Raw genomic sequence first — 18,479 nt, 5'->3', positions numbered from 1 at the left:
GAGGGTAAACCATGGCAGAGCTGTCGCCCATGATGCAGCAATATCTTGAGATCAAAAAACAACATAAGGACGAAATTCTGTTTTACCGCATCGGCGATTTTTATGAGATGTTCTTTGACGATGCCCTGACGGCATCCAAGGAACTGGATCTGACCCTGACCGGCAAGCAGTGCGGCATGGAAGAGCGGGCACCCATGTGCGGCGTGCCCTTCCACAGCTACGAGGGCTATGTGGCGCGGCTGATCGCCAAGGGCTACAAAGTAGCCATCTGTGAGCAGGTGGAAGACCCGGCCAAGGCCAAGGGCCTTGTCAAGCGGGACATCATCCGCGTGGTCACACCCGGCACGGTCATTGAGAGCAGTATGCTGCAGGATGACCGCAATAACTACATTGCCAGTATCTTCCTCAAAGGAAAGAAAGCAGGTTTGTGCTTTGCCGATGTCTCTACCGGCACGGCCCATATCACAGAGCTGAATGCAGATAAAATCGCCCCGGCGGTCATTACGGAGCTGTGCCGCTACCATCCCAGCGAAGTACTGATGAATCCGGGTCTGCTGGACTGCCGCGAGGTGACGGCGTACATCAAAAAGAATATGACTTGTTCGGTGGAGCTGATCGAAGAGGAGCGCTATGCACCGGGCCTTGTGACGGCATCGCTGGAAAACCAGTTTGGCCGCGACTGGGCGCAGACCACCGGCATTGCAGCGGACGGCCTTGTGCGCTTTGCCATGGCGGCACTGCTGGAATATCTGCACGATACCCAGATCAAGGGCGTGGAACGTCTGAAAACGGTCATAACCTATAATAAGGCCCAGTTCATGCGTCTTTCGCCCGTGACCCGCGCCAATCTGGAGCTGACCGAGACGCTGCGCGGCCGCGAAAAGCGGGGCACGCTGCTCTGGGTGCTGGATAAGACCAGTACATCCATGGGCAAGCGTATGCTGCGCAGCTGGATCGAGCAGCCGCTTATTTCCAGTGCACTCATCAACCACCGCCTGAACGCTGTGGAGAGCCTTGTCAAGCAGACCATGGCCCGCGGCGACCTGACCGAAGAGCTGGGTTACATTGCGGATATGGAACGCCTGATGACCCGCACGGTTTACGGCTCTGCCACACCCAAGGAGATCTATACGCTGGCCCAGACCTGCGACCGGCTGCCCGGCCTGCGCAGGCAGGCTGAGGCCTGCGGCTGCCCGGAGCTTGCTGAACTGGCAGTACAGATCGATCCGTTGGAGGACATCAAGGCCCGTATTTATGCGGCGGTGGACCCGGAAGCGCCCTCTACCCTCAAGGATGGCGGTGTCATTGCCAAAGGCTACCATGCCGAGGTGGACGAGCTGCGTTCCATCCGCGACAATACCAAGGGCGTTCTGGCGCAGCTGGAAGCCCGCCTACGGCAGGAGACCGGCATCCCCAAGCTGAAGATCGGCTATAACCATGTGTTTGGCTACTTCATCGAGGTAAGCAACTCCTATAAGAGCATGGTGCCGGAGACCTACATCCGCAAGCAGACCCTGACTTCCGGCGAACGCTACATCACGCAGGAACTGAAAGAGCTGGAAAGCAAGATCCTAGGTGCCCACGAACGGCTCATCACGCTGGAGCACCGCCTGTTCAGCGAACTGCTGGAAAGCATCAGCGCTCAGCTGGACCGCATCCAGCGCACGGCCAATGCGGTGGCCCAGCTGGATGTGCTCACGGCGCTGGCGCAGGTGGCAGCGGAAAACAACTACTGCCGTCCCATCGTGGACGACAGTGACGAGCTGACCATCACCGAGGGCCGTCACCCTGTGGTGGAGCAGATGCTGAAAGGCAGCATGTTTGTACCCAATGATACCACCCTGAACTGTGGTGCAGACCGCTGCCTGATCATCACCGGCCCCAACATGGCAGGTAAATCCACGTACATGCGCCAGAATGCACTGATCGCGCTGATGGCGCAGATCGGCTCCTTTGTACCGGTTTCCAGCTGCCATGTGGGTGTGGTGGATGCCATTTTCACTCGCATCGGTGCGTCGGACGACCTGTCTGCCGGTCAGTCCACCTTTATGGTGGAGATGACCGAGGTAGCGGAGATCCTGAAAAATGCCACCGCCAAAAGCCTTGTGGTGCTGGACGAGATCGGCCGCGGCACTTCCACCTTTGACGGTATGAGCATTGCCCGCGCCGTAGTGGAGCACATTGCAGACCCCGCCAAGGGCCTTGGCTGCAAGACTCTGTTTGCCACCCACTACCACGAGCTGACCGAGCTGGAAGGCGGCGTGGACGGCGTAAAAAACTACAATATTGCAGTAAAAAAACGCGGCGAGGACATCACCTTCCTGCGCCGCATCGTGCGCGGCCCGGCGGATGACAGCTACGGCATCGAGGTGGCAAAGCTGGCAGGCCTGCCCGGCAGTGTGACCCGCCGCGCCCATGAGGTGCTGCGCGCGCTGGAAGCAACTGCACCTAAAAATAAAGTAGAGCAGATGGATTTTGATGCCCTGCAGGAGTATAACTCTCCGGCTGTGCCCAGCGAGATGATGGACAAGCTGGAAGCTCTGGATGTGGAAACACTCACCCCCATTGAGGCGTTGAACTTCCTCTACGAGCTGAAAAAGACCCTGAAGGGCAGCCTGAACAGATGAAACTGCTCTACCTGACCCAGACCATACAAGGAGGGAAAACACCATGGCAGTGATCCATGTTCTGGATAAGCACACAGCCGAGCTGATCGCAGCCGGTGAGGTGGTCGAGCGTCCGGCATCCGTTGTTAAGGAGCTGCTGGAAAACTCCATTGATGCCGGTGCCACGCAGGTGACCGTCAGCATTGAATCCGGCGGCGTCAAGCTAATCGAGATCAGCGATAACGGCACCGGCATCGAGGCAGAATATATCTCCACGGCGTTTATCCGCCACGCCACCAGCAAAATTGAAACACCGGACGATCTGACCAACATCCATACGCTTGGCTTCCGCGGTGAAGCACTGGCATCCATTGCCAGCGTGGCCCGTGTAGAGCTGACCACCCGAACCGAGGTGGACGAGTTTGCCACAGTCTACCGCATTGAGGGCGGGGAAGAGGTCTCCCGTGAGCCGGGTGCCAGAGCTGTGGGCACTACCATCCGGGTAAAGGATCTGTTTTACAACACGCCTGCCCGCATGAAGTTCCTCAAAAAGGACTCCTCCGAGGGCACCTTTGTGTCGGATACAGTTACCCATGTAGCGCTCAGCCACCCGGAAGTCAGCGTCAAGTTCATCCGTGAGGGCAAGCTGCAGTATGTCACGCCCGGCGACGGCCAGCTGCGCGGTGCAGCCTATGCGGTGCTGGGCCGGGAGTTCAGCCGGGACCTCATTGAGCTGAAAAATCAGGAGGGCGTGTACCGCATCACCGGTCTGGTCACCCCGCCCAAAAGCTGCCGCGCCAGCCGAAGTATGCAGCATTTTTACATCAATGGCCGCTATGTGCGCAACCGCACCATGATGGCCGGTATGGAGATGGCGTTCAAGGGTACCATGATGCAGGGCAAGTTCCCGGGCGGCATTCTGCTGCTGGAAATGCCGGCCGACCTTGTGGATGTCAATGTGCATCCGGCCAAGATCGAAGCCCGCTTTGCCCGCGAAAATGATGTCTTTGATGTGGTGTATCATGCCGTCAAGCTGGCCTTGGCTCAGCCCGGCACCGGTGAACGGCTTTTTACCTTTGAAGCAGACAAAGAAGAAAAAGCTGAAAATTCAAAAAAAGACACTGATATAATCAAAAATGATGTAAAGAATAATAGCTTTACAGGCCTTTCTGCGATCATTCGGGGACAAGCAGACCCGGGCGTTCTGCCACAGCAGCACTGGGAACCGGCAAAACCCGCCGCAGCACCGCAGCAGCCTGCCCCGTCTGCTGCAATGCAAATACCGACAGCACCCAGTGTGCCGCGCTGGAAAGGCAGTGCTCAGAACGAGGATATGCTGGATCCGTTCGTGACCCTTCACAGCCCGAAGCTGGAAACGACAAAGGCACCAGAGCCGTTCCGTGCGGCGGCAAGTGAAACGCAGCTGGATGTGGAACCGGAATTTGGTGAGACAAAACTGCATTCGCCTCAGGACCATATGGCAGCGTGGAACCCTGCGCAGGAAGCACCAAAGGAAGAACCTGAGAGTGCACCCTGTGTAGAAACAGAACCGGATGCGCCGGAAGCGGCAGAACAGGAAACTGTACTGGCCGAGCCGGAGCAGATGAACTTTGATCCGACGGCGGATCAGCCGGAACCGCTGCGCTATGTGGGCGAGGTGTTCAGAACATATATCCTTGCAGAACGCGGCGACGAACTGTGCCTGATCGATAAACACGCTGCCCACGAGCGCCAGCTGTACGAAAAACTAGCCGCGAACTATGGCAATGTGCCCAGCCAGATGCTGCTGGAGCCTGCTGCCATCGACCTTGCTGCGGAGGAAAAGCAGGCCCTGCTGGATAACATTCCTCTGCTGGAAAATGCGGGCCTTGAGATCGCGGACTTTGGCGGCAATACCGTGGTGCTGCGCGCGGTGCCCGCAGATGTGGAGCCGCAGAATGCCGAAAGCCTGCTGGTGGAGATCGCAAATAAGCTGCTCAAGGGCGGCCATGATGCGCTGAACGAGCACACCGAGTGGGTGCTGCATTCTATCTCCTGCCGTGCAGCCATCAAGGCGGGGGACAAGTCCTCGCCGCAGGAACTGCTGGCGCTGGCCGAAAAGATCCTTTCCGGCGAGGTGCCGCCGTTCTGCCCGCATGGCCGTCCCTGCGTACTCAAATTGACCCGGAAGGAGCTGGAAAAGCAGTTTGGACGCATCGTATAAACATCCCGTGGTGGCCGTCGTCGGCCCTACCGCAACCGGAAAGACAGCGCTGGGCGTAGAACTTGCAAAACATTTTTCCGGCGAGGTCATCAGCTGTGATTCCATGCAGATCTATAAAGGTCTGGACATAGGCACGGCAAAGGTAACACCGGAGGAGACCTGCGGTATCCCGCATCACGGCGTGGATATCCTTACGCCGGACAAGGCTTTCAGCGTGGCAGACTTTACCGCCATGGCCGGAAAGCTGGAAGAAGAGATCTCTGCCCGGAAGAAGCTGCCCATCCTTGTGGGCGGCACAGGGCTGTATGTTCAGAGCTTTCTGTATGGGGTGCGCTTTACAGAGGAAAAAGCACCTGCCGGTCTGCGGGAGCAGCTGGCGGCGGAACTGGCTGCAAAAGGCGGTGCTGCCATGTACGAAGAACTGAAGCAGGCCGACCCGGAAGCTGCTGCGGCTATCCACCCGAACAATCAGGTGCGGGTGCTGCGCGCACTCGAGCATTACCGTGCCACTGGCAAAAAGCTGAGCGAACAGAAAGCGGAGTCTCTCCCACCGGAGCGGCCCTACCGCAGCCTGATCCTCGGTCTGGATTTCCCAGAGCGCGCGGTACTTTACCGCCGCATTGACCTGCGTGTGGACAAAATGCTGGAAGCGGGCCTTATAAAGGAAGCGGAGCATGTCTGGCAGAACCGGGAAAGCTTCCGCACGGCAGCGCAGGCCATCGGATACAAGGAGTTCTTTCCGTATTTTGAGCAGACGGCTCCACTGGAAGCCTGCACGGAAAAGCTCAAGCAGGCGTCCCGCAACTATGCCAAGCGCCAGTTGACCTGGTTCCGCCATATGGACGGTGTGGTCTGGCTGGATGCCGGTGCACCGGATGCAGTGCAGACTGCCATCCGCAAAACTAGCGAATTTTTAGCGAAAGGATGATCGATATGCCGGATGAGACCCAGAAGGAACGCCATGCGCCGCATGTGCTTACCACTCTGGCAGGCGTGCTGATCGCGTTTCTGCTGCTGGCAGCAATTTATGTGGTGTATCAGGCCGCACATATCCTGTTTCCGCAGAATGTTTATGAGACTGCGCTGCCTGCGGTCATTTCGGATACGGTGGAAGCCGACGGAGTTCTGCTGTTCGACGAAAGCTATGTGGCAGGCAGCGGAAACCTTGGATATCTTGCTGCCGACGGCGAGCGTGTTTCAGCGGGCACTGCAGTGGCAGAGGTGTACAGCAACGCTTCGCAGGCTTCGCTGCGCCTGCAGCTGAACCAGCTGAATGATCAGATCGACCTGCTGCAGAAATCGCAGAACACTTCTGCGCTGCAGCTGGATACCCTTTTAAAAGAACGTTCTTCTGCGCTGTATGACCTGCTGGATACGCTGGACGACAGCGATTATGAAGCGGTGGATGATGATGCCAATGCCTACCTGCTGGCCCAGAACAAGCTCTGGGTGGTAACGGGCGAAGCTGCAAACTTTACCGATCAGATCACTGCGCTGGTCCAGCAGTCCCAGAGCGTGCAGGCGCAGCTGGGCAGCCCGGCGCAGATCACTGCACCGCAGACCGGCTATTTTGTGCGCTCTTCCAGCAGCGGACGGCTCAATGCCAGTGCCGATGATATCCTTGCACTGAACGCACAGGAGCTGCAGGGCTATCTGCAGTCCGACCCAGTGCTGGCACTGGACGGCTGCGCCGGTAAGATCGTGGCAGGGTTCACATGGCGCTATGTGGGCGTGTGCACTGCAAAGCAGGGCGAAAAGCTGCTGGGTCAGAACGGCAAGCCGCTGAGCACAGCGGTGGAGATCAGCTTCCCGGGTCAGGTGGAGAACAGCCTCAAGGCCACCGTCACCGAGGTGGAGATCGATCAGGACAGCGGCCTTGCCCGCTTTGTGCTTGCCTGCAACTCCATCAACGGCGATGTGCTTTGCCTGAACCGGGCTGCAGCACGCATCTCGGTAGGAGAGCGCAGCGGCCTGCGGGTGCCTGCTGCGGCTGTGCACTATTTAAAAGAGGATGGCACCGAGGCACAAACGCAGGGCGAAAACTACATTCCCGGTGTGTACGTGAAACTTGGCAACATTGCCCGCTTCTGCCGGATCGACCCGGTGGACGCAGACCATCCCCTCATCACGGACGGCGATTACATCCTTGTTCTGCCCGAAGGGACCGAGGGCTCGGTCAGCAAGGTGAGGCTTTATGACGAAATAATCGTTTCCGGACAAAATTTGTATGATGGAAAGCTTTTGTAGTTATTGACATCTGAGGCAAAAAATCCGATAATAGATAAAGCTATTATTTGCATCTATTTGCAAAGAACGCCAGGCAGCGCCATGCTGCCCGAATGAAAGGAGCAGATTGTATGTCTTTGCTTGACAGCATTAAGAAAGGTCTGTTTGACCAGGAAGACGATTACGAGGATCAGTACATTGACGATGGCCCCCAGATGGTAAACAATAACAATGGCATCGGCCTTGGTGCTGACGACGAAAATGAAGAGCCTGTTGAGGGTGCCAAGAAGAACGGAAAGGTGGTCAACATCAATGCCACCACTCAGCTCAAGGTCGTTCTGGTCAAGCCTGAGCGTTTTGAGGATGCCAGTACCATTGCTGACCACCTGAACAACAAGCGCACCGTGGTGCTCAATCTGGAGTCCACCAACAAGGAAGTGTCCCGCCGTCTGGTGGATTTCCTGTCCGGTGTTGCATATGCAAACAATGGCCAGATCAAGCGCGTGGCCAACAGCACCTTCATCATCACTCCGTACAACGTGGATATCATGGGTGATCTGCTGGACGAGCTGGAGAACAATGGCGCGTTCTATTGATCCGCAGCCCAAGGCGGCGCGCGGGTTCATCCCTGCGCGTACCGATGAAGAACGCTATCTCATGCGCCATATCGAGGACTTGGCCCACACGGCCTTTTCCCGGGACATTGCGCGGTATTCGGCTTTCCTGAGTGACCGCGAGCAGGACTTGGCCCGCGCGGCACTGGGCCGTGCCGGTGTGCAGGAGGGCTTCCGGTTTGAGGGCGGCTGGCTGAATGCGGAGCGCAGGGTGCTCTGCATCGAGCCGGAGTACAGCTGCGGCGAAGCACCCATCTGCTGTGTGCGGCTGCAATGCCGTGCACAGGCGGGGGCTGCGCTGCCCGCCCACAAGGATTACCTGGGCAGTCTGATGGGCCTTGAGCTGCGGCGCGAGGCGCTGGGAGATATCGTTCTGCCGGAGGATCAGCCGGGCACAGCTTATGTGTTTGCGCTGGAACCGGCAGCACAGCTGATCTGCCGGGAACTGTTTCAGGCTGGACACACGGAGCTGACCACGGAACTGCTGACGCTGGACGAGGTGCCGCAGTTTCCGCAGGCGGAGCGTGAGATGCACAGTGCAACGGTATCGTCCCTGCGGCTGGACGCTGTGCTGGCAGCTATGCTGCACTGCAGCCGAGGACAGGCTTCGGAACTGATTGAGGCGGGCAGGGTGGAGATCAACCACCTGCCGGCGGATAAACCTCATGCGCAGGTATATGAGGGCGATGTGTTCACGGTGCGCGGCAAGGGCCGCTTCAACCTGACTGCACTGCCCGGCAAAAGCAGAAAAGATCGGTCAATCATCGAATTTTTTCAATATTAAAAGCAACGGGAGGAAATGACTATGCTGACTCCGCAGGATGTCCGTTCTGTGCAATTTGAGAAAAACCTCCGCGGCTACCGCACAGAGGACGTAGACCGTTTTCTGGATAAGGTGGAAGAACAGCTGCGGGACGACGATGCGCAGGCGGAACAGCTTCGCAAGCAGATTGCGGACCTGACTGCTGAAAACCAGAAGCTGCACGATGAACTGAAGAGCTTTGAGGCAGATGGTGAAATGCTCAAGAGCGCGCTGATCAATGCACAGCGCATGGGCGAAAATGTCATCCGCGAAGCAAACCAGAAAGCAGAAGAGATCATCCATCGTGCAAATCTGCGCGGTGATGATATCATCCGCGATGCCAACGAACTGCTGCAGAAGGCAAACGACCGTGCAGACGAGATCGAGAACGAAGCAAACGAGAAGCGCCTTGCAGAGGAGCGCGAGTATGACCGCGTGCGTCTGGAAGTGACCCGCTTCAAGTCTGATGTGCTCAACCTGTACCGCAGCCATGTGGAGTCGCTGAGCCGTCTGCCGGAGTTCCAGAAGGAAACGGCTGCACAGGATGCCGAACAGGCAGAGCCTGCTGCAGAGGAAAGTGAGCCTGCCGCTGCAGCCCAGCCGCAGGCAGCGGACGTGCAGGAGCCGGAAGCAGAGCCTGCACAGCCCGCACAGGAAGATGCAGAACCTGCTGCCGTTGTTGAAAATGACGACGACAAGGCAGCTGACAGCAGCGAGGATTTCTGGGCAAAGGATGAGAGCCAGCTCAAGCTGGACCCGCCGCCTGCGCCTCCTGCTGATTTTAAGCCGGACGAGCCGGACTACGATGCTTTTCAGGGTGTCAAGTTCAGCGAGTAAGGCAACCCCATAAGGAAATATAGAGGAGAGTGTAAACCATTGGCTAAGAACAAATCGCAGTACGATAGTACTCTGAACCTGCCCAAGACTCTGTTTGAAATGCGTGCCGGCCTGCCCAAGAAGGAGCCGGTCATGCTCAAGGATTGGGACGACAACGACCTGTACAATCAGCTCATGAAGCACAACGAGGGCAAGCCGCAGTTCATCCTGCACGACGGCCCTCCGTACGCAAACGGCAATATCCACATGGGTACTGCCCTGAACAAGATCATCAAGGATATCATTATCCGCGATAAGAACATGGAGGGTTTCCAGGCTCCCTATGTGCCCGGCTTTGATACCCACGGCCTGCCAATCGAGCTGAAGGCTCTGTCCTCCGTCGGTGATAAGAAGAAGGACATTTCCAAGCTGGAACTGCGCCAGATCTGCGAAAAGTTTGCTACTGAGCACATCGATATCATGAGCGACCAGTTCAAGCGTCTGGGCGTTATCGGCGATTTCGAGCATCCGTATCTGACCCTGAAGCCTGAGTTCGAGGCACGCCAGATCGAGATTTTTGGCGAGATGGCAAAGAAGGGCTACATCTACAAGGGCCTGAAGCCCGTGTACTGGTGCCCGGACTGCCGCACGGCTCTGGCAGAGGCCGAGATCGAGTACGGCGAGGACGACTGCGATTCCATCTTCGTGCGTTTCCACGTCTCTCAGGACCCCAACGGTGTGCTGGCAAAGCACGGCATCCCGATGGACAAGACCTACTTCGTCATCTGGACCACCACCACTTGGACTCTGCCCGCTAACGAGGCGATTTGCCTGAACGGCCAGTTCGAGTACTCCTTCGTCAAGATCGGCGATGAGTTCCACATCATGGCCACCGAACTGGTTAAGAGCGTCATGGATGCCTGCCACATCGAGAACTACGAGATCGTGGGTGAGCCGGTCTCCGGTGCCGAGTTTGAGCTGATGCGCTACAACCACGTCTACCTGCCCAAGGAGGGCTGGGTCATTCTGGGCGATCACGTCACGCTGGAGAGCGGTTCCGGCTGCGTCCATACCGCAGGCGGCCACGGCGTGGACGACTTCAACGTCTGCCAGAAGTATCCGCAGGTGCCCATCACCGTCCCCGTGGACGATGGCGGCTATCTGACCGAGCTGGCCGGTAAGTATGCAGGTCAGCGCGTGTGGGCTGCCAACAAGACCATTCTGGCCGATTTGACCGAGTCCGGTGCTGTCATGGGTCAGGTGCACATCAAGCATCAGTACCCGCACTGCTGGCGTTGCCATCACCCCATCATCTTCCGTGCAACGGAACAGTGGTTCTGCTCCATCGCAAAGTTCCGCGAGGATGTCTACAAGGCCATCGACACCGTTACCTGGATGCCGGATTGGGGCCATGACCGCATGAAGGGCATGGTGCGCGACCGCAACGACTGGTGCATCAGCCGCCAGCGCACCTGGGGCGTGCCCATCCCCGCATTCTACTGCAAGAAGTGCGGCACCTACCACATCACCGATGCCACCATCAAGGCTGTCAGCGACCTGTTCCGCAAGGAAGGTTCCGATGCATGGTATAAGTACGAAGCCGAGCAGATTATCCCCGCAGGCGAAGTGTGCGAAAAGTGCGGTGCTTCCGAGTGGACCAAGGACACCGACATCATGGATGTCTGGTTCGACTCCGGCTCCACCCACGCCGCTGTGCTGGAGGAGCGTCCGGAACTGCGCTTCCCGGCTGATATGTATATGGAAGGCGGCGACCAGTTCCGCGGCTGGTTCCAGTCCAGCCTGCTGACCAGCGTTGCAAGCAAGGGCTGCGCACCCTATAAGTCTGTTCTGTGCCACGGCTGGGTCGTGGACGAGCAGGGCAAGCAGATGCACAAGAGCGCCGGCAACGGCGTGGAGCCCAGCGAGATCATCAAGGACTACGGCGCTGACATCATCCGTCTGTGGGTGGCTTCTTCCGACTACACCGTGGATGTGCGTGCCGGCAAGAACATCTTCAAGCAGCTGAGCGAGGCTTACCGCAAGATCCGCAACACCGCTCGCTTCATTCTGGGCAATCTGGACGGCTTTGATCCCAACACCGACTGTGTGGCTGACGATCAGCTGCAGGAAATCGACCGCTGGGCACTGGCTGCTCTGGATGACCTGATGGTCAACACCAGCGCAGGCTACGCTGTGTACGACTTCAACAAGGTCTATCATGCAGTGTACAACTTCTGCGTTGTTGCAATGTCCAACTTCTATCTGGATGTGACCAAGGATCGCCTGTACTGCACCAACGGCGCAGGCCGCAAGGCTGCTCAGACCACCATGTACAAGATCCTTGTGGCTCTGGACAAGATCATTGCGCCCATCCTGTGCTTCACCAGTCAGGAGATCTGGGACTTCATGCCCAAGACCGAGGGCATGAACAAGTACGTTGTCTTTGAGGAGATGCCCAAGGCTGGCCAGTATGCCGCCGATGAGGCCTTCAAGGCAAAGTGGGCTCAGCTGATCGCCGTCCGTGATGAGGTGAAGAAGGTTCTGGAGCAGGCCCGTGCCGAAAAGGTCATCGGTGCTTCTCTGGAGGCTGCCGTCACCCTGTACTGCAATGATACTGTGTACAGCCTGCTCAACAGCATCCCCATGGACGAGCTGGCCGACCTGATGATCGTCTCTCAGGTAGAGCTGGTCAAGGGCGAAGGCGGCGCTGCATGTGCTGTTGAAGGCCTGGGCGTTGCTGCTGCACATGCCACCGGCGAAAAGTGCGAGCGCTGCTGGAAGTATTCTTCTTCCATCGGCAGCCATGCCGCACATCCCACCCTGTGCGCACGCTGCGCCAGCGTTGTGGAAGCCTAAGCGTTCCGCATAAAACAATGTTTTAAAGGGCGGCGCTCCCTTATACCGGGGAGCGCCGTTTTTTATACTGAATGATTTTGGGAGTATCCTATGGCATATGTTGTTTTTAATCTGCTCGCGGCAGCGGCACTCATTGGCATCGATCAGGCCATCAAGCTGTGGGCCACAAATGTGCTGCAGCCGGTGGGAGCCATGCCGCTGATCCCCCATGTGGTGGAGCTGCGGTTCGTGCTCAACCCGGGCATGGCGTTCAGCCTGCTCAGCGGCAAGCAGCTGTTCCTCATCATCGCTACCAGCATAGCGCTGATCTTTGTGGCCTATGGGCTGTTCTTCCGCAGCCGCGGCAGATACCTGCAGCAGGCTGCGCTGCTGCTGATCCTTGCCGGCGGCATCGGCAACCTGATCGACCGTGTGCTCAACGGCGAGGTGGTGGACTACATCAATCTGCTGTTCATGCAGTTTGCGGTGTTCAATTTTGCGGATATCTGCGTGTGTGTGGGCGTGGGCCTCTGGGTGCTGGTAATTTTTCTGGAAGAGCTGCACGCTGAGGACGGGCAGTCCCCGAAGGAGCAGTGAGCCATGGAACAGCGTGAATTTGTGGTGGAGCAGGAGACGGCAGGCCAGCGCATCGACCGCTTTCTGAGCGGCGAGGACACCGGTCTTTCCCGGTCTGCTCTGCAGGCGCTGGTGGCCGACGGTCATGTGTTGTGCAACGGCAGGCTGGTTGCCAAAAGCCTGAAGCTCAAGGCGGGCGACACCATCGTTTTGGAAATTCCGGACGCAAAGCCCATTGAGGCCGTGCCGCAGGACATCCCGCTGGAAATCGTCTATGAGGACGAGCATCTGCTGGTGGTCAACAAGCCCAAAGGCATGGTGGTGCACCCGGCTCCCGGCAACCCGGACGGCACGCTGGTGAACGCGCTGCTGTGGCACTGCAAGGGAAGTCTGTCCGGTATTGGCGGCGAGATTCGCCCCGGCATCGTGCACCGCATCGATAAGGACACCAGCGGACTGCTGGTGGTGGCAAAGGACGATGCAACGCACATCGGCCTTTCCCAGCAGATGGCGGTGCACAGTGTGGAGCGCGCGTATCGCACCATCGTGTACGGCGGCTTTGCACAAGATGAGGGCTTTGTGGAAAGCAATCTGGGCCGCAGCAAGACCGACCGCAAAAAGATGGCGGTCTACCCGGCCAGTGAGCCGCACACCAAATATGCCTATACCGGCTATCAGGTGCTGGAACGGCTGAACAACTTTACCATGCTGGAATGCCGCCTGAAGACCGGCCGCACCCATCAGATCCGCGTGCACATGGCATCCATCCAGCACCCGGTGGCGGGCGACCCGGTGTATGGCCCGCACAATTGCATCACCAGCCTGCACGGCCAGTGCCTGCACGCAAAAACGCTTGGCTTTGTGCACCCGATCACCGGCGAACATCTGCGGTTCGATTCGGAATTGCCGGAATACTTCACTCATTTTCTTGCAACGCTCAGGAGGGGAACGGTATGAACCATCTTTCTTCAACGCTTGTACTGTGTGATCTGGACCATCTGCTTTTGGGTGCCGACGGCAACCTGACGCAGGTGGTGCGGGATGTGCTGCAGCTGTTCGTCCGCCGCGGCGGACGTTTTACGGTGTTTTCCCAGCGCACGCCGCGGGCAGTGCGGTCCATTCTGGGCAGTGTGCGGCTCAGCGCTCCTGCGCTGGTGTGCGGCGGTGCCATGGCCTACCATTTTTCCGATGGCACCTGCCAGCCGCTGTGCACCTTTGCCGGGCAGGATGCCGACCTGTTCGCCCGCCTGCCGGTGGCAGAGGGCGTGGGCATTGCCCTGCAGATGACCGACGGTACCACCCGCGTGCTGCGCATGAGCGAGGCATTGGAGCGTCATCTGCGGCAGGAATGGACCCCTTATCTGCTGGCAAACGCGGCAGACATCAAGGGGGAAGAAGTGCTGCGGGTGCTGCTGTATCAGGACAGCAAGGCAGTGCCCATGATCTCGCTGCTGGAAAAATCTCTGGGCGACCGCACAGCGGTGCTGCTGGGCGAGCGTGCCGCAGCGGATACGCTGATCCTGACCCCCAGAACCGTCTCTGGCCGTGAAATGCTGGATGCCGTGTGTATGCCGGTGGGCACCGACCCGGAAGATGTGCTGGTACTTGCCGGAGGGCTGCCTATGCTGGACATGGTGCGCGCTTCCAGCCAGAGCACCGCAGCTGCGGATGCCCCGGCTGAGCTGCGTCTTGCTGCCCAAAAGGTCACTTTGACCGATGCTGCGGCAGGTTCTGCAGTGGAAGTGCTGTACCGTATGGTGCGGGATGCTGAAAATTTGGCGTAAAATTTGTGCAAGGCTTCTGCAAATTCTTTCGCAGAAGCCTTTCTTTTTGGAGGAAAGTCAGGTACAATGAGAGAAACGCATCTTCTGGCCCTGCAAAAGAAGGAAAAACTCTTTCTTGCGCTGTCGCTGGCGGCGGTGGTTTTGTGCACAGTGCTGGCCTTTGGCTTTGCCGTGCCGCTGCAGGCTGCCGAACCGCAGGTCCTGCCGGATACGACCGGGCTGGAACAGTATGTGCTGGTGGATCTGAACACTGCCGATCTCTCTGCGCTGTGCACACTGCCGGGCGTAGGGGAAAAGCGCGCACAGACGATTCTGGATTACCGGACGCAGAATGGCCCGTTTGAACGGGTAGAAGATGCAGCCAATGTTCCGGGCCTGACACAGACCATTGTGGATTCCTGGGCAGGAATGGCAACCGTGAGCTGAGCCGCAGCCGGCGGCCCGGCGCAGCAAAAAGGGGAATGATTATGAGTGACGATACCATTTTTATCAACCGGGAACTGAGCTGGCTGGATTTCAACCGGCGCGTTCTTGCGCTGGGCAAAGATAAAAATGTTCCGCTTGCAGAGCGGGTCAAATTTCTTGCGATCTACGGCTCCAATCTGGACGAGTTTTTTATGGTGCGCGTGGGTTCTCTGCAGGAGCGCGCCAATCTGGAACAGGAACAGGGCAAAAAGGTCAAGAGGGAAAACAAGACCAACATGTCCGCGGCGGAACAGCTGACTGCCATCATGCCCAAAACGGCACAGCTGCAGGAGGAGTGCGATAAATACTACGCAAAGGCGCTGGAAGCACTGGCGGAGTGCGGCTGGCGCAAGGTGGATCTTGACCACTTGTCCAAGGAGGACGAGCACTTCTGGAAGAAGTACTTCCAAACGGAGCTGTTCCCCATCCTCAGCCCGCAGATCGTGGATAACCGCCATCCGTTCCCATTCCTGCGCAATAAGGAGATTTACCTTGGCGTTCTGCTCAAGGAAAAACACCCGGCAGGGCAGAGCCTTGGCATCATTCCCATTTCCAGCCAGATGGAACGGATGCACGTTGTAAAAAAAGACGGCGAAACGCAGTTTGCACTTACCGAAGAGCTGGTGCTGCACTTTGCGGCCAGCATCTTTGGCAAAGAGACGATTCAGGAAAAATGTCTCTTCCGTGTTACCCGCAATGCGGATATCGACGTAAAAGAGGGCATGATGGATCATGATATCGACTACCGCGAGATCATGACCGAGTTGCTCAAGCGCCGCCGCAAGCTGGCTGCGGTGCGTCTGCAGATCACGCCTGCCCCGGCCCCGGAGGTAGAACGCCTGCTGTGCAACCGTCTGCTGCTCACCCATAAACGGGTGTTCGAGCAGAAAAGCCCGCTGGATCTGAGCTTTTTCTACAAGCTCACCGGCCGCATGGAAGCGGAGGGGCTGCCGGAACTGTTCTACCCGGCTGCACGGCCCATGCTGCCGCCGCCGGACTACGACCTTGCCGCTGAGGTGCAGAAGCACGATGTGCTGCTCAGCTACCCGTACCAGTCCATCCGGCCCTTCATTGCCATGCTCAAAAAGGCTGCCCATGATCCTGAGGTCATTTCCATCAAAATGACACTGTACCGTATGGCGCGGGAGTCCCAGATCGTGCAGGCGCTGATGGAAGCCGCTGAGAACGGCAAAGAGGTGGTGGCGCTGGTGGAGCTGCGCGCCCGCTTTGACGAGCAGAACAATATCGACTGGTCGAAGCAGCTGGAAAGCGCAGGCTGTACGGTCATTTATGGCTTTGATGATTACAAAGTGCACTCCAAGCTGACCCTTATCACCAAAAAGAGCAAAGAGGGCTACTCTTATATCACCCAGATCGGCACCGGCAACTACAACGAAAAGACCAGTGAGCTTTACACGGACTATTCCTTCATTACGGCAGACCATGGCATTGGCGAGGAAGCTTCCAATGTGTTCCAGAACCTTGCCGTGCAGAAGCTGACTGAGGAGAGCGACCGGATGCTGGTAGCACCGCTGCGCTTCAAGAGCGTATTGCTGGAAGAGATGGATCGTGTCATTGCCGCCGCCCACATGGGCCGTCCGGCATCCATAATCCTGAAAAACAATTCCATCAGCGACCGGGACATCATCCTCAAGCTGCAGGAAGCCAGCTGTGCCGGTGTGCGCATTGATATGATCGTGCGCGGCATCTGCTGCGTGCGCGCCGGCGTGCCCGGCAAGACGGAGAACCTGCATATCCGCAGCCTTGTGGGTCGTTATCTGGAGCATGGCCGCATTTACAGCTTCTTCGATGGTGCACATACCCGCATCTATATTGCATCCGGCGATTTCCTCACCCGCAACACCGAGTGCCGCGTGGAGGTGGGCGTGCGCGTGGAGGATCCCGTGCTGGTGCGGAAGCTTACCGACATTCTGCAGCTGCAGCTGCGGGATAATGTCAATGCCCGCGAGATGCGCCCGGACGGCAGCTACCAGAAGGTAAAGCCCGCTGAGGGCGAAGCACTGGTGAACGGCCAGATGGGCATGTATGAGCTGTTGAAAAATGACTGGACGCAGCCGGAGCCTTGGAAGCTTTCTGCCGCTGTGCAGGAAAAACAGCCTGAACCTTCTGCCAAAGCAGCAAAGCCAGAACCTGCGAAAACGGAAGCAGCTCCCGCTGCAAAACAGGCAGAAGCTTCTCACCCGGAATCTGCTGCGGCACCGGAAAGCGGCGACCGCTTTGACCAGCTGGAACAGATGGTCAATCATAAAAAGCGTACAGAGCCGCAGCCTGCCCCTGCAGCCAGGCCGATAAAGCCGGTGGTGGTGGAGACACCCGCCCCCAGAAGCCGCCTGAAACGGATTTTGGATTTTTTCAAGTTACGCAGATAATATTTGCAAGACCCGACAGAGCAAACCCTCTGCCGGGTCTTTTTGCGTGTTTGCCTGCATAAATAAAAAGCAAACGGAAGGCGGGAGGCAGAAGGTGCGGGCAAAGCGATGGGGACGAGCCGGGCACGGCAGGGAGCAGCCCAGACGGAGGGTGATTTTTCTGGCAGTTTTAGCCGGACTGCTGGTGTGCGTGGTGCTTCCGGTGCGGGCGCAGAAAAAAACGGGGAAGCTCTGTTTCCCGCTGGACACCACACAGTACCGTGTTTCGGACGGATACGGCTGGCGGCAGGATCCTTTTACCGGGGAAAGGACGTTCCATAAGGGCATTGATCTTGCCTGTGCAGAGGGAACAGAAGTGCTTGCTGCGGAAGGCGGTGCGGTGGTGCAGGCATACCGCAGCACAAGCTATGGCACCTGTCTGCGTGTTCTCCATACAGATGGCAGCGAGTCACTTTACGCCCATTTGCAGTACGCCTATGTCCGCCCGGGCGAGGTGGTGGAAGCAGGGCAGCTGCTGGGCGCAGCAGGGCGCAGCGGGCGCGCTACGGGAGCACACCTGCATTTTGAACTGTACCGGCAGGGAACAGCCTGTGACCCGGCGGATGGGCTGGGCCTTTCCTCATGAAGCTGCATGATTCCCGGCAGCTGGGGCCGCTGGTGTTCCGCGACCCGCTGCTTTTGTGTAGCGCACTGTATTTTCTGCTCTACTTTGATGCAAGCGGCTTTCTGCGGCTGGGGCTGCTGGCGGCGTTCCTGCACGAGTGCGGGCACATTCTGGTGTATTGTGTGTTTCTGCGCCGCTTTCCGGTCATTGAGGTGACCATGACTGGCTTTTGTATGCGGATGGACGCTCCGGCCCGGGGCCTTTCACCGGGGCGGCTCTTCTGGCTGGCTGCTGTAGGTCCGGCGGTCAATTTCATGCTGGCAGGCATCTGGGCACTGCGGCTGGAACAGGAACTGACCATCCGCGGCAGTGCCTTCTGGGCGGCAAATCTGCTGACCGGGGGATTCAATCTGCTGCCCGTTCCACCGCTGGATGGTGCACAGCTGGCATCCTGCCTGTGCGAAATGCGGCGTGTAGGCAAAAAGTTTAAGGGAAATGATTGAAAAAACAGCTCATTTCGGGTACAATAAAATGACGTGTAAAAATGGACTGTTTATT

The 18,479-nt window shown here is 57.9% G+C and carries 15 protein-coding genes; all 15 read left to right on the top strand.

Going from position 1 to position 18,479, the window contains the following annotated elements; genetic code table 11:
• Positions 1-11: 11 nt before the first annotated feature.
• The 15 genes from mutS to ACGHUK_RS07320 all read left to right on the top strand — a co-directional run bounded on the left by mutS (position 12) and on the right by ACGHUK_RS07320 (position 18,424).
• The gene (gene mutS / locus ACGHUK_RS07390) at positions 12-2,627 is read left to right on the top strand and encodes a DNA mismatch repair protein MutS (RefSeq protein WP_390573889.1); all 2,616 of its coding nucleotides are present in this window, start codon (positions 12-14) and stop codon (positions 2,625-2,627) included.
• A 43-nt stretch (positions 2,628-2,670) separates the two neighbouring features.
• Entirely contained in the window at positions 2,671-4,809 is a 2,139-nt protein-coding gene (gene mutL / locus ACGHUK_RS07385; RefSeq protein ID WP_390573887.1) for a DNA mismatch repair endonuclease MutL, read from the top strand.
• A 7-nt stretch (positions 4,810-4,816) separates the two neighbouring features.
• The gene (gene miaA / locus ACGHUK_RS07380) at positions 4,817-5,737 is read left to right on the top strand and encodes a tRNA (adenosine(37)-N6)-dimethylallyltransferase MiaA (protein ID WP_097777813.1); all 921 of its coding nucleotides are present in this window, start codon (positions 4,817-4,819) and stop codon (positions 5,735-5,737) included.
• A 5-nt stretch (positions 5,738-5,742) separates the two neighbouring features.
• A complete protein-coding gene (locus ACGHUK_RS07375; protein ID WP_243089035.1) occupies positions 5,743-7,056 on the top strand; it encodes an HlyD family efflux transporter periplasmic adaptor subunit in 1,314 nt (437 codons plus the stop codon).
• Positions 7,057-7,166: 110 nt separating this feature from the next.
• Complete coding sequence (locus ACGHUK_RS07370; RefSeq protein WP_044953672.1) at positions 7,167-7,631, top strand: cell division protein SepF; 465 nt, start codon at positions 7,167-7,169, stop codon at positions 7,629-7,631.
• Entirely contained in the window at positions 7,615-8,433 is an 819-nt protein-coding gene (locus tag ACGHUK_RS07365; protein WP_097782147.1) for a S4 domain-containing protein, read from the top strand. The genes ACGHUK_RS07370 and ACGHUK_RS07365 overlap by 17 nt, the downstream gene beginning before the upstream one ends.
• 21 nt (positions 8,434-8,454) lie before the next feature.
• Positions 8,455-9,288 (top strand): DivIVA domain-containing protein, encoded by an 834-nt coding sequence (locus ACGHUK_RS07360; RefSeq protein ID WP_223387554.1) that lies wholly within the window; start codon positions 8,455-8,457, stop codon positions 9,286-9,288.
• Positions 9,289-9,327: 39 nt separating this feature from the next.
• Positions 9,328-12,123 (top strand): isoleucine--tRNA ligase, encoded by a 2,796-nt coding sequence (ileS, locus tag ACGHUK_RS07355; protein ID WP_390573884.1) that lies wholly within the window; start codon positions 9,328-9,330, stop codon positions 12,121-12,123.
• 90 nt (positions 12,124-12,213) lie between these two features.
• A complete protein-coding gene (lspA, locus tag ACGHUK_RS07350; RefSeq protein ID WP_390573883.1) occupies positions 12,214-12,699 on the top strand; it encodes a signal peptidase II in 486 nt (161 codons plus the stop codon).
• Positions 12,700-12,702: 3 nt separating this feature from the next.
• The gene (locus ACGHUK_RS07345) at positions 12,703-13,635 is read left to right on the top strand and encodes an RluA family pseudouridine synthase (RefSeq protein ID WP_005941869.1); all 933 of its coding nucleotides are present in this window, start codon (positions 12,703-12,705) and stop codon (positions 13,633-13,635) included.
• Entirely contained in the window at positions 13,632-14,462 is an 831-nt protein-coding gene (locus ACGHUK_RS07340) for an HAD family hydrolase (protein ID WP_390573882.1), read from the top strand. The genes ACGHUK_RS07345 and ACGHUK_RS07340 overlap by 4 nt, the downstream gene beginning before the upstream one ends.
• 66 nt (positions 14,463-14,528) lie before the next feature.
• On the top strand, positions 14,529-14,888 hold the full coding sequence (locus ACGHUK_RS07335) for a ComEA family DNA-binding protein (protein ID WP_120079340.1): 360 nt from the start codon (positions 14,529-14,531) through the stop codon (positions 14,886-14,888).
• Positions 14,889-14,929: 41 nt separating this feature from the next.
• On the top strand, positions 14,930-17,317 hold the full coding sequence (gene ppk1, locus ACGHUK_RS07330; protein WP_390573880.1) for a polyphosphate kinase 1: 2,388 nt from the start codon (positions 14,930-14,932) through the stop codon (positions 17,315-17,317).
• A gap of 151 nt (positions 17,318-17,468) precedes the next feature.
• A complete protein-coding gene (locus ACGHUK_RS07325) occupies positions 17,469-17,942 on the top strand; it encodes a M23 family metallopeptidase (RefSeq protein WP_390573879.1) in 474 nt (157 codons plus the stop codon).
• Positions 17,939-18,424 carry a peptidase gene (locus tag ACGHUK_RS07320; protein WP_338428401.1) on the top strand — a complete coding sequence of 162 codons (486 nt, stop codon included), beginning with the start codon at positions 17,939-17,941 and terminating at the stop codon, positions 18,422-18,424. Before ACGHUK_RS07325 ends, ACGHUK_RS07320 begins: the two co-directional genes overlap by 4 nt.
• Positions 18,425-18,479: the final 55 nt, after the last annotated feature.

Origin of the sequence: Faecalibacterium sp. i25-0019-C1 (assembly GCF_042854225.1) — a bacterium.
GTDB lineage: Bacteria > Bacillota > Clostridia > Oscillospirales > Ruminococcaceae > Faecalibacterium > Faecalibacterium taiwanense.
Note: the sequence above shows the minus strand (reverse complement) of the source record. Positions and strands in the feature narration are given on the sequence as shown.